The organism is Proteus mirabilis ATCC 29906 (assembly GCF_000160755.1).
Classification (GTDB): Bacteria; Pseudomonadota; Gammaproteobacteria; order Enterobacterales; family Enterobacteriaceae; genus Proteus; species Proteus mirabilis.
Window position 1 is genome coordinate 874,497 of sequence record NZ_GG668576.1, and the last position, 13,064, is coordinate 887,560.

Annotated in this window: 6 protein-coding genes; 4 read left to right on the forward strand and 2 right to left on the reverse strand. The window is 37.5% G+C overall.

Annotated features, from left to right (window positions below; all coding sequences use genetic code 11):
* Positions 1–201: 201 nt before the first annotated feature.
* Positions 202–2,895 carry a phosphotransferase RcsD gene (gene rcsD / locus HMPREF0693_RS04080; protein ID WP_004243645.1) on the forward strand — a complete coding sequence of 898 codons (2,694 nt, stop codon included), beginning with the start codon at positions 202–204 and terminating at the stop codon, positions 2,893–2,895.
* Between the two features lie 17 nt (positions 2,896–2,912).
* Positions 2,913–3,569, forward strand: coding sequence for a response regulator transcription factor RcsB (rcsB, locus tag HMPREF0693_RS04085; RefSeq protein WP_004243646.1), 657 nt, complete (start codon positions 2,913–2,915; stop codon positions 3,567–3,569).
* Between the two features lie 247 nt (positions 3,570–3,816).
* On the opposite strand, the gene rcsC is transcribed toward rcsB, so the two are convergent.
* The gene (rcsC, locus tag HMPREF0693_RS04090; protein ID WP_071587361.1) at positions 3,817–6,645 is read right to left on the reverse strand and encodes a two-component system sensor histidine kinase RcsC; all 2,829 of its coding nucleotides are present in this window, start codon (positions 6,643–6,645) and stop codon (positions 3,817–3,819) included.
* A gap of 200 nt (positions 6,646–6,845) precedes the next feature.
* Positions 6,846–9,479: a DNA topoisomerase (ATP-hydrolyzing) subunit A gene (gene gyrA / locus HMPREF0693_RS04095; RefSeq protein ID WP_004248375.1), complete on the reverse strand. Its 2,634-nt coding sequence runs from the start codon at positions 9,477–9,479 to the stop codon at positions 6,846–6,848.
* 184 nt (positions 9,480–9,663) lie between these two features.
* Here gyrA and ubiG point away from each other — a divergent pair, with 184 nt between their 5' ends.
* Together ubiG and nrdA are read left to right on the forward strand one after the other, a co-directional pair.
* The gene (ubiG, locus tag HMPREF0693_RS04100; protein ID WP_004243650.1) at positions 9,664–10,401 is read left to right on the forward strand and encodes a bifunctional 2-polyprenyl-6-hydroxyphenol methylase/3-demethylubiquinol 3-O-methyltransferase UbiG; all 738 of its coding nucleotides are present in this window, start codon (positions 9,664–9,666) and stop codon (positions 10,399–10,401) included.
* Positions 10,402–10,762: 361 nt separating this feature from the next.
* Positions 10,763–13,054 (forward strand): class 1a ribonucleoside-diphosphate reductase subunit alpha, encoded by a 2,292-nt coding sequence (gene nrdA, locus HMPREF0693_RS04105; protein ID WP_004243653.1) that lies wholly within the window; start codon positions 10,763–10,765, stop codon positions 13,052–13,054.
* The last annotated feature ends 10 nt before the right edge of the window (positions 13,055–13,064 follow it).

Below are 13,064 nucleotides of genomic sequence, written 5' to 3' on the forward strand. Positions count from 1 at the left end.
AGCGCGAAATTATGCCTATCTCTGAGCTTGCTGTCTAGCATTCAGCGTAAAAAAAATGACTTTTTTTGTTTATTTGCTCAAACTTCACCCGAATATCCCTTTTAAAGTAATAACCTGTTAATATAATGACTTAATACTGATGGTTGTTTAGCCAATTTTTTCTTTTTTATTGACTTCATTTCTTAAAGGCTCGCAAACTGAATGCGTACACTGACCCAATTAAAGCCAAATACATTAACTCGCTTATATGCTCTGTTTCTTCTGTTTATGGCCATATCCCTTTTTCTATATGCTTATAGCTATTTTGATACTTGGCTAGAAAGTAAAAAAAATGCCATTAATAACACGACTAATAAGTTTGCTTCTCAAGTTGAAGATTACCGCTATCACGCTAACCAACTATTCCAGTTATCAAACAAAATTAATGATCCAACCCTCTTTTTGCCTTTAAAAATCAATCCGGTCAAACTACGCTCTGATGTTTATTGGCTTGAAGGACGCGATCAGACCGTTGACGCAATTGTTTTTGGTAAATCGAATGAACAAACCTTTCAGTTAGCCGGTTATTTTGCAAACGCGTTAGAAATTATTTGGGGGGTACGTAATAACTATAGCTCTCTCTATTATCTTAATGGTAAAGGCAATGATCTTATCCTTATTACTACCCACTCAATACTAAAACCAGAATTGCGCTATAAAGAAAGCTATTTAACACTAACGGCTGAAAACAAACGTTCTGAGCTATTAATGCAATCAACGGCATTAGATGAAAAAGAGAGCCTTTCTCCCATTAGGAAAATGCCGACAGAAAATATTTATTACTATACCTACCGCACCATGTTTAATGTGCCAGGGCAACTGACCAGTGTTATTGCCTTTGATTTACCCATAAATAATTTTCTACCTGCTGAGCTATCACCTCAATATTTAAGATTATTACCCACAGGACAGCAGAGTGTTTATGATAAAAACAATATTGAGGTATCAACGGATGGGACTTCACTCATCTTCTCACAGCCCATCGCAGGAATACCCTACTCTTTATCTTATGAGTATCCACTAAAATCGATTTTCAATGAGATTGTGTATAAAAATATCTGGTTACTTATCAGCCTACTCATTTTTATCTCGATTTCAGTGTTTGGCCATATCTATATTCGTAATAAATATGTATTCCCTTATATTTCGATGACGCGTAATCTTCGCATCAAAGAAGAGATGACTAACGATATCATTTCTAATCTTCCTATTGGTCTATTGGTGTATAATTTTTCATCAAACCATAAGATTATTAGTAATAGCCACGCAGAGAAACTATTACCTCATATCGATTTATCTAAGATCCGCCAGATGGCGATTGAACATAATGGTTTAATCCAAACGGCCATTGATAACGAAATTTATGAGATCCGCACGAGTAGCAACAGCAATATCGATAATACTGCTCTATTCATTTTTCTGAATAAAGACAACGAAGCATTAATCAATAAGAAATTGCAGCTAGCACAACAAGAATATGAAAAAAACACGATTGCACGCCGCAAGATCTTATCCAATATGTCATTGGAACTCATACGACCAATTAAAGATATTAATGAGATGGTATATCAATTTAAAGATCTACTTCCTAACGATACTCACCAACAATTACTGAGTCTGCTATTAGAAAAAACGAATTATATTTCTGAGTGGATAGAAAACATTACGCTAATTAATAAGTTAGAAAATCAAGAATGGAAAATACATCAAGATGAATTTGAACTTTCAACGCTAGTTGAATCTATTCTAATAACCGCATCACCATTTATGATAAGAAAGGGATTAACACTTTATTTCCATAATAATATTAAACCTAGTTTACTTTTATTTAATGATGGCCCAGCATTAAGTAAGATTATTTTATCATTGATTAATTATGCCATTAGTACGACTAATTATGGAAAAATAACCGTCAATCTAAATTTAGAAAAAAATAATGATAAAGAAGAAATAGTAATTGATATTATTGATAGTGGCAGTGGGTTAACAGCTCAAGATCTGGCTAATATTAAATATCCATTTTTAGGTCAAGCTATGGGTGATAAATATTATTCCAACTCGGGTATTATTTTTTATTTATGTCATTTGTTGTGTAACAAAATACAAGGCACTTTGACCATTACAAGCCAAGAAAGTATTGGCTCTCATTTCCGTATCGTACTTCCATACCAGCATATAGATACAGAAGAGCGCTCTTTTGACATATTATTAGAGGGTATAACTGCAAAACTCGCCATAAAAAACCCTGAAATAGAAAAAATAATCTGCCAACAGCTTGATAAATATGGCGCTACATACTTTGATAAAAATAAAGAGAATCTTTACTCAGAATACGATATCATACTTAGAGACACTCCGGATAATAATCCTGAATCAGCAACAGTATTATTAGTTAGCTCTATTACCGGATTTGAAAAAATAGCAAGAAATTTAATAAAGTGTAACTATAACTTCGGTGATCCATTAATTGAGGCTATTACTTATTTGATTGAAGAAAATGAACAACTTTCTCTCGAAACAACTCAAACGAGTATTCGTAATGAGAATAATAACCTTGATCATCACGAAGTAATTCTTAATAATTATAGGAAGAAGTTGAATGATAGTGATTATAAGGAACTATTTATCAATACTGTTCCCATTGATGTTGAAAAACTACACTTAGAAGCAACTAATAAAGACTTTCATTCTCTAGCTCAGACAGCTCATCGTCTGAAAGGGGTTTTTGCTATGTTAGATTTAGAATATCTCAGAGAGAACTGCGAATATTTAGAAGATGACATAAAAAATCATAATGAATTAGAGATAAAAGAACGTATCAATCAACTGGATAAATGGATCCGACAGTTGCTGTAGCAAGGTAACAATTAAACATGAATAACCTTAATATTATTATTGCCGATGATCATCCAATTGTTTTATTCGGCATTCGTAAATCTTTAGAACAAATTGAATGGGTTAATGTTGTTGGTGAATTTGAAGATTCCACTTCACTTATCAATAACTTATCTAAATTAAATGCAGATGCTCTTATCACCGACCTATCTATGCCTGGTGATAAATATGGTGATGGTATTACGTTGATAAAGTACATCAAAAGACATTATCCTAATTTGTCTATTATTGTACTCACTATGAACAATAACCCAGCTATCTTAAGTGCTGTTCTTGACCTTGAAATCGAAGGTATTGTATTAAAACAAGGTGCGCCTGCTGATCTACCTAAAGCACTTGCAGCATTGCAAAAAGGCAAGAAATTTATGCCTGAAAGCGTGGCTAAACTGTTAGAAAAAGTGAATGCCAATGGTTATGGTGATAAACGCTTATCTCCCAAAGAAAGTGAAGTGTTGCGCTTATTTGCCGAAGGTTTCCTTGTCACTGAGATTGCTAAAAAACTCAATCGTAGTATCAAGACTATCAGTAGTCAGAAAAAATCAGCCATGATGAAGCTCGGTGTCGACAATGATATCGCTCTGCTTAACTACCTATCATCAGTCACTATTGATAAGGAAATTAACGGAGAAAGCTAACCCGTTAACTTTTCTTCTCTATGCTGTATAGATAAAATCAGGAAGCTCATACCCATTGTGGGAGCTTCTCTGCTTTTTTATTACTTTTTATCCGCCATCACATCGTTGGCAACAAAAAAATGTTTTCCTCTCTTCCCCTATCATCCTGAGCCGGCAACCTAGCAACAATATTTATCACTGTAATATCGAAATTTTTCAATCAAATCTACCATGAAAAAACCTCGCTTTTCCGAGATTAACCGTTGGATTATGCCACATAGGTGAGTAATACGTCTTTTAATACAGTAAGAGAGACTGGCTTGGAAACACAATCATTCATTCCCGCATCAATACAACGTTGTTTTTCTTCGGCAATCGCATTTGCTGTAACGCCAATAATAGGAATAGTGCTACTCAATTCACGCACTGTTGTCGCTAATTGATAGCCATTCATATTTGGCATATTGACATCGGTTAAAATAATATCGACATGATTTTCTTGCATAAAGGCTAAAGCATCACAGCCATCTTCTGCCGTTGCGGTATTAAAACCAATTTTTTTCAGTTGATCGGTCAACAATAAACGATTGATAGGGTGATCATCAACAATGAGCACCGTCAATAATTGTAGATCGTGATCTGTCATTAACGCGTTATTTTCTGAGTCATCAGACTCTAATTTTGTTTGTGGTAATTGTAGGATAATCTTAATTAATTCATTTAATTTATATGTACTACATAACCAATTATTCTCAGAGATTTTCTTTGCAGGCTCAAAATAGTGTTCATAAATACGGATAAATTGGCAAGAGTTATCTAAACATTCATCATGATCGGTGATAATAAAATCATTCTCAGAGACCTGAGTCACTTCCGTGAATAATTGACAATGTAAGCCCACATAGCTTAAATATCGTTCAACAAAGCTTTCTAGATAAAGATTTTTAATACTGATAAAGCAGCGAATAGTACTCTCTTTATAGAGATTATATTTGGTTTGTCCATCACTCGAATTTAGTGCCCCATATAAAGGGATCCGCACAGTAAAACGACTACCTACATTTTCTTGAGAAACAACACTGATATCACCATCCATCAAGTTAATCAGTTTTTCACAAATCGCTAATCCTAATCCTGTACCTTCTGAAGCACTTTCTGTATTTTGCGAGACCTGAAAGAAGGGTTCAAAAAGCTGATGAAGCATTTTTTCATTTATCCCTCTGCCGGTATCATGAATATCGAAATAGAGATAATATTCATCTCGATACAGGTGCAAAGTAATACATCCTGTCGTAGTAAATTTAATACTATTATTTAGTAGATTAGAGATAACTTGTTGGACACGAACCGGATCGTTATTAACGATTTTAGGTACATCCGGCTCAATAAAGCAGTAAATAGCTAAATCTTTTTTAGCAATTAACGGCAAATAGTTAGAGATAACAAAAGAGACAACTTGGCGACAATTGAATGGCTTAACGTCAATTTTTAATTGTTTCGATTCTATCTTCGAGAAATCGAGGATATCGCTGATAATTTTGAGTAGCAGCGATGAAGAGTTATCCATTGTTTTTAATAATCTGGCAGTCTCTTCATTTTGCGTCAATGATTGTAATAATTCTAAGTTACCAATAATGCCATACAGTGGTGTACGCAGCTCATGGCTGACTGTCGCTAAGAACATTGATTTAGCTTGGTTTGCTTGTTCTGCGGCCGTTGCCATATTTTGTAGAGAGCGTTCCATTTTAACACGAGCGCTGATATCCACTAATACGCAAATCGCCACATCTTCATTCTGATAACGTGAATTCACAAAACTAATTTGCAAATGATTATGATTATTAGTGACCACATCCACTATATTGCTACTTTTTTCAGCAATAATAGAGAGAATATTTTGTTTATCACTATGACTTAATAAGCGAAAATAATTATGGGCGAGCTCATTACTTAAAATAATCATGCCATCACGTATTCTTAAGATACTTATTCCTACTGGGGCTGACGCGACAATTTTATGATTAAACTGCTCATGCTCCTCTAAGCGTGAAGCATTATTTTCTGCAGGTGAAAATATTTTTCGCTCAAAAATCCAAACGAAAATAAAGATAACAATCGCCGAAATGATATTTAAAATAATGGCATTAAAAATAGTAAACTTAAATTCATTTAAAATTTGTTTTAATGGTAGTGAATAAACCACACTAAAAGAAGAAGGAAGTAGCTTACGTTTTGCAACTAAATCACTAAAATCATCATCAAAGCCAAAGTAAGGAGCACTAACATCCGGTACATCCCTTACACTGCGATAATTATTCTCTTCAGGATAACTTAAGACTGGATTATTTTTATTGTTTAAAAGATGAATAGAGATAACGCGATCTTTCGTAGGTGAAAAATACTCCAATCGGATCGCCCTTTCGATACCAATGAGTGCAATAAATTTCCCTGACGCATAAACTGGCGACATGACATAGAGGATACCGCTATCCCCCTTGGCATCAGGTACTATCCAGTATTGATTACTCTCTTTCCCTTGAGCTCGTTGATTAATGTAATTACGTGTATTTTCATAAACCATTTTTTTCAACAGTTCAGTATCAATAGGTGATGCACGCAATGGGAAATTAATCATACACATACTATGAGAGCCAACCATAAATACTTGGTTGATACCTTGTAAAGCAGGGGTATTATCTTTCCAGTAATACAGAATACTATTAAATGATCGAAAATAATTGTTTGTTTGCCCTTTGAATAATTCACAATCGGCACTTTCACTTAATTTATGAAGTGAAAAAGGCCCTTCATAAAAAAAAGAATTATTCATCTTAGGGTTTAAATTGAGTTGCTCTTGATGCCGCTCTGCTAAATATTGCAAATCGCGGATAGTACTCGAGGTTTGGCGAAAGAAGCCCAATAAATCGGTATAGTTATTACTATATTCTTGTCGGATATCTGATTTAGTATCATTAAAGATGTTGATGAGATAAAACATGGTTAATAATGCGCCCATTGCCCACAACATGATACCCAGTGCACGAAAAAGGTAGCGGGAAATTTTTAATGACGTTTTAAATGACGAAAGATATCGCAAATAACCACCCTAATCGGTAATACAGATAATCAACTTTCTCATTCTAACAGAAGTTACTCTAGGTCTGAATGAGATGATCTTTATCATCAGGATAATTTTTTCTGATGACTGATAAAATTTTTTGACTAATAAATGCTTATAATATAAAAAAGCAGGCATTCCGCCTGCTTTTTTTGCTTTAAGTTACTGAAAAATAGCTATTATTCTTCTTCACTATCCGCATCATCTGTTGGTTCAGACTCTGGAACATCAGAGATATTGTCGCTGATCATTTCATCAACTTCATCATCATCTAATGCATCATCTTCATCTTCAACACGTTGTAAGCCAACGACTAGCTCGTCTTCTGTAGTACGGATCAAGGTAACACCTTGTGTATTACGTCCCACAATGCTGACTTCTGATACTCGGGTACGCACTAACGTTCCGGCATTGGTGATCATCATAATCTGGTCAGTTTCTTCAACTTGAATAGCGCCTACCACTTTACCATTACGCTCACTCACTTTAATCGAGATAACGCCTTGTGTTGCACGGTTTTTGGTTGGGTATTCACTTTGAACGGTACGTTTACCATAACCGTTTTCAGTCACTGTTAAGATATCACCTTCGCCACGAGGAATGATCAGTGAAACCACTTTATCATCATCAACCAGTTTCATACCACGAACACCTGTCGCAGTACGACCCATTGGGCGAACACACTCTTCTGCGAAACGAACCACTTTACCATCTGCTGAGAACAGCATGGCTTCATTACTACCGTCGGTTAAATCAACACCGATAAGCTCATCGCCATCATTTAAATTAACCGCGATAATACCAGCACTACGAGGACGACTGAAGTCTTGTAATGGTGTCTTTTTAACCGTACCGCTCGCCGTTGCCATAAAGACAAATTTACCTTCTTCATACTCTCTTACTGGAAGAATAGCGGTGATCCGCTCATCTTGCTCTAGAGGTAATAAATTGATAATTGGGCGACCACGAGCACCGCGGCTCGCTTCTGGTAACTGATAAACTTTCATCCAGTACAGGCGACCACGACTTGAGAAACACAAAATAGTATCGTGTGTATTAGCCACCAGTAGGCGATCGATAAAGTCTTCTTCTTTGATCCTTGCGGCTGACTTACCTTTTCCTCCACGACGTTGCGCTTCATAATCAGTCAATGGCTGATATTTAACGTAACCTTGGTGAGATAGTGTCACAACCACATTTTCTTCATTAATCAGATCTTCGATATTAATATCAGCGGTATTTTCAGTGATTTCAGTACGACGAGGATCGTTATATTGTGTTTTGATTGCTGTTAGCTCTTCACGAATAACGTCCATTAAACGCTCAGGGCTTCTCAAAATATGCAATAACTCAGCAATTTGTAGCAGTAATTCACGATATTCATCTAGCAGTTTTTCATGCTCAAGTCCAGTTAGTTTCTGCAAACGCAGATCTAAAATGGCTTGTGCTTGTTGTTCTGTTAGATAGTATTTACCGTCATGCACACCAAATTGTGGCTCTAACCACTCAGGGCGAGCAACATTGCTATCACCAGCACGCTCTAACATCGCAGACACGCTACCGAGATCCCAAGGTTGGGCAATTAATGCTGCTTTCGCTTCTGCTGGGGTTGGTGCTTGACGAATTAATTCAATCACAGGATCGATATTGGCCAAAGCGACCGCAAGTGCTTCTAAGATATGAGCACGATCACGCGCTTTACGTAATTCAAAAATGGTACGACGAGTCACCACTTCACGACGATGGCGAATAAAGGCTGCGATAATTTCTTTTAGGTTCAATAATTTTGGTTGGCCTTGATGAAGCGCAACCATATTAATACCAAAAGAGACTTGCATTTGAGTTTGTGAAAAGAGGTGATTTAATACTACTTCACCGACTGCATCACGTTTGATCTCAACAACAATACGCATACCGTCTTTATCAGACTCGTCACGTAATCCGCTGATACCTTCAATACGTTTATCTTTTACAAGCTCCGCAATTTTTTCAATTAAACGGGCTTTATTCACCTGATAAGGAATTTCTGTCACGATAATGGTTTCGCGACCCGTTTTCTCATCAGTTTCAATATCAGCCTGAGCACGGATATAAATCTTTCCACGCCCTGTACGATAAGCATCTAATATTCCTCTGCGACCATTAATAATCGCAGCAGTCGGAAAATCAGGCCCGGTAATATATTCCATTAATTCTTCTATGGTGATGTCTTCATTATCAACATAGGCAAGACAACCGTCGATAACTTCACCGAGGTTATGCGGAGGGATATTCGTTGCCATCCCAACGGCAATACCTGAAGAGCCATTAACTAACAAGTTTGGAATACGGGTTGGCATAACAGCCGGTATATTTTCTGTTCCATCATAGTTAGGAACAAAGTCGACCGTCTCTTTTTCCAAATCCGCCAGCAGTTCATGGGCGATCTTCGCCATACGAACTTCGGTATAACGCATAGCCGCCGCGGAGTCACCATCAACTGACCCGAAGTTACCCTGACCGTCAACCAACATGTAGCGCATAGAAAAAGGCTGTGCTAAACGAACGATCGTTTCATAGACAGCACTGTCACCGTGCGGGTGATATTTACCGATTACATCCCCAACAACACGGGCTGATTTTTTATAAGGTTTATTCCAATCGTTTCCCAGTACATTCATCGCAAATAGCACTCGGCGGTGTACTGGCTTCAGTCCGTCTCGAACATCGGGTAATGCGCGTCCTACAATAACGGACATCGCATAATCCAAATATGAGCTTTTCAGCTCTTCTTCGATATTAACTGGTGTGATTTCTCTGGCAATGTCGCTCATGGAGCCACTGTCCCTCATACTACGGATTCAAAGGTGTAGAACTATACCACAAATCGCCAATTTTAGGAAAACTGAAACAATGAAATTAATCACTCTTTCGCGATTCTCTTCGATTTAGCTTCGATTTCGCTCTCTAACATTGGTAGAATCATCGGTAATATGAAAATAGGAGTAATACTTTCTGATGAATGATAAAACAACCTCTTTGCATGCTAACGTAGATCAGCATGAAATCGACAAATTTGAGAGTGTCGCATCAAGATGGTGGGATCTTGAAGGTGAATTTAAACCCCTACATCGCATCAATCCACTAAGACTTAATTATATCCAAGAACGTGCTGATGGCTTATTTGGTAAAAAAGTACTTGATGTTGGGTGTGGTGGCGGTATTTTATCTGAAAGTATGGCCCGTGTTGGTGCAGAAGTAACCGGACTCGATATGGGGAAAGAGCCATTAGAGGTCGCACGTCTCCATTCACTGGAAACCGGTATTCCTGTCACCTATATACAAGATACCGTTGAAAACCATGCCGCAGAATATCCACAACGCTATGATGTGGTCACTTGTATGGAGATGTTAGAACACGTTCCAGACCCTTCCTCCATTGTAAGATCATGTGCCAAACTGGTGAAACCAGGTGGACATGTATTCTTTTCTACCATCAACCGTAATAAAAAAGCGTGGTTTATGCTGGTGGTAGGCGCGGAGTATATTCTGAATATGGTTCCTAAAGGCACCCATGATGCGAATAAATTTATTCGTCCCTCAGAGTTATTAAGCTGGGTCGATGAAACCAATTTACGTAGCAAAAATATGATTGGGTTACATTACAATCCTATTACAGACAAATTCCGATTAGCGCCAAATGTTGATGTTAATTACATGGTGCACACTCAAGCGACCGATAATTCGGATTTGTGAAATAGAGAGATTGATTTGGTTTAATAAAACATCAAACGATCACATTTTTAAAAATTGACTTTGCCTCTTTTTAGCGTCGTTTTAAGTTTCTGACTGCCTGTATTTATGCAGGGTACAGGCAGTTGTTAAAAAAATTATCCCCTATTTATCCACAGAAACATTCAGATTTGTACACTTGATCAATCCCTCAATTACCATTATCTTGTTATCACCATTTGAACAAACCCCTATATATTGTGTTTCCTTAAATTTCACACCACAAGACTCCTTGGCAATGTTTGTCATCGGGAGCGCTTTTTTGCGGTATAAAATTTCAGGTTGCCCATTTATAGGTCATTAAAGCCAGAAAGGTGCATCGCTCATGAATCACAGCCTGCTCGTCACAAAACGTGATGGTCATAAAGAACGCATTGACTTAGACAAAATTCACCGTGTTATTACTTGGGCCGCTGAAGGTCTAGAAAATGTCTCTGTTTCTCAAGTTGAGTTACGTTCTCAGATTCAGTTTTATGATGGTATCAAAACTGCCGATATCCATGAAACACTGGTTAAAGCTGCTGCAGACTTAATATCTGGTGAAACACCTGATTATCAGTATCTTGCTGCTCGTCTTGCTGTCTTTAATTTACGTAAAAAAGCCTATGGTCAATTTGAGCCACCGGCATTGTATGATCACGTTAAACATTTAGTTGAACTCGGTAAATATGACCGTCATCTTCTCGAAGATTACACCAAAGAAGAGTTCGAACAGATGGATAAGTTTATTGTTCATCAACGTGATATGAATTTCTCTTATGCAGCAGTGAAACAGCTAGAAGGTAAATATTTTGTTCAAAACCGTATTACCGGTGATATTTACGAAAGTGCACAATTTCTCTATGTGTTAGTTGCCGCTTGCCTATTTTCGCGTTATCCAAAAGAGACGCGTATGGATTATATTGAACGCTTTTATAACGCGGTATCCACATTTAAAATTTCACTCCCAACACCTATTATGGCGGGTGTAAGAACTCCGACACGTCAATTTAGCTCCTGTGTTCTGATTGAGTGTGATGATAGCCTTGATTCTATCAATGCGACCTCAAGTGCTATTGTTAAATATGTATCTCAACGTGCAGGTATTGGGATTAATGCCGGTCGTATTCGTGCATTAGGTAGTGCTATTCGTAATGGTGAAGCATTTCACACGGGTTGTATCCCATTCTATAAGCACTTCCAAACGGCGGTAAAATCTTGTTCACAAGGTGGGGTACGTGGTGGTGCAGCAACGCTATTTTATCCTTTATGGCATTTAGAAGTTGAAAGCCTACTGGTATTAAAAAATAACCGTGGTGTTGAAGATAACCGTGTACGCCATCTCGATTATGGTGTGCAGTTAAACAAATTAATGTATGAACGTTTAATCAAAGGTCAGGATATTACATTATTTAGCCCGTCTGATGTGCCGGGTCTCTATGATGCATTCTTTGCTGATCAAGACGAATTTGAACGTTTATATGTACAATATGAGAAAGATAAGAGTATTCGCCAAAAACAAGTTAAAGCGGTTGAATTATTCTCACTCATGATGCAAGAGCGTGCCTCTACAGGTCGTATCTATATTCAAAACGTTGACCACTGTAATACACACAGTCCGTTTGATCCGGCGATTGCACCTATCCGTCAATCAAACTTATGTTTAGAAATAGCACTACCAACCAAACCATTAAATGATATTAAAGATCCAAATGGTGAAATTGCCCTGTGTACACTTTCGGCCTTTAATCTTGGGGCAATTGAAAATCTAGACGATTTAGAAGAGCTAGCACGTTTAGCCGTTCGCGCGTTAGATGCTTTGTTAGATTACCAAGATTATCCAATTTTAGCAGCTAAACAAGGTGCTATGGGTCGTCGTACACTGGGTATTGGTGTGATCAACTTTGCTTATTATCTGGCTAAACACGGTGTTCGCTACTCAGATGGCAGTGCAAACAACTTAACACACCGTGCCTTTGAAGCTATTCAATACTATTTATTAAAAGCATCAAATGAATTAGCAAAAGAGCAAGGGGCATGCCCATGGTTTAATGAAACCACCTATGCAGAAGGTATCTTACCTATTGATACTTATAAAAAATCATTAGATGTACTGACTAATGAACCTCTGCATTATGACTGGGAAAGCTTACGCAAAGAGATCAAACAATACGGTTTACGTAACTCAACGCTCTCTGCATTGATGCCATCAGAAACATCATCACAAATATCAAATGCAACCAATGGTATCGAGCCACCTCGTGGTTATATCAGTATTAAAGCTTCTAAAGATGGCATCTTACGTCAAGTGGTTCCAGAATATGAGCGCCTAAAAGGGGCTTATGAATTACTGTGGCAAATGCCAAGTATCGAAGGTTATTTGCAGTTAGTCGGTATTATGCAAAAGTTTGTCGACCAAGCGATTTCTGCCAACACTAACTACGATCCTACTCGTTTCCCTAGTGGTAAGGTTCCTATGAACCAGCTGCTAAAAGATTTGCTGCTCGCCTATAAATATGGTGTGAAAACACTCTATTATCACAATACCCGTGATGGTGCAGAAGATGTACAAGGTGATCTGGAAGAAGTCGTTGAAACGGCAGATTCAGATTGTGAAGGCGGCGCGTGTAAAATTTAATTGAGGAAGC

What these genes read in the sequence shown, in the direction of transcription:
- rcsD (WP_004243645.1), top strand. Translation starts at nt 202, where the DNA reads ATGCGTACACTGACCCAATTAAAGCCAAATACATTAACTCGCTTATAT.
- rcsB (WP_004243646.1), top strand. Translation starts at nt 2,913, where the DNA reads ATGAATAACCTTAATATTATTATTGCCGATGATCATCCAATTGTTTTA.
- gyrA (WP_004248375.1), bottom strand. Translation starts at nt 9,479, where the DNA reads ATGAGCGACATTGCCAGAGAAATCACACCAGTTAATATCGAAGAAGAG.
- ubiG (WP_004243650.1), top strand. Translation starts at nt 9,664, where the DNA reads ATGAATGATAAAACAACCTCTTTGCATGCTAACGTAGATCAGCATGAA.
- nrdA (WP_004243653.1), top strand. Translation starts at nt 10,763, where the DNA reads ATGAATCACAGCCTGCTCGTCACAAAACGTGATGGTCATAAAGAACGC.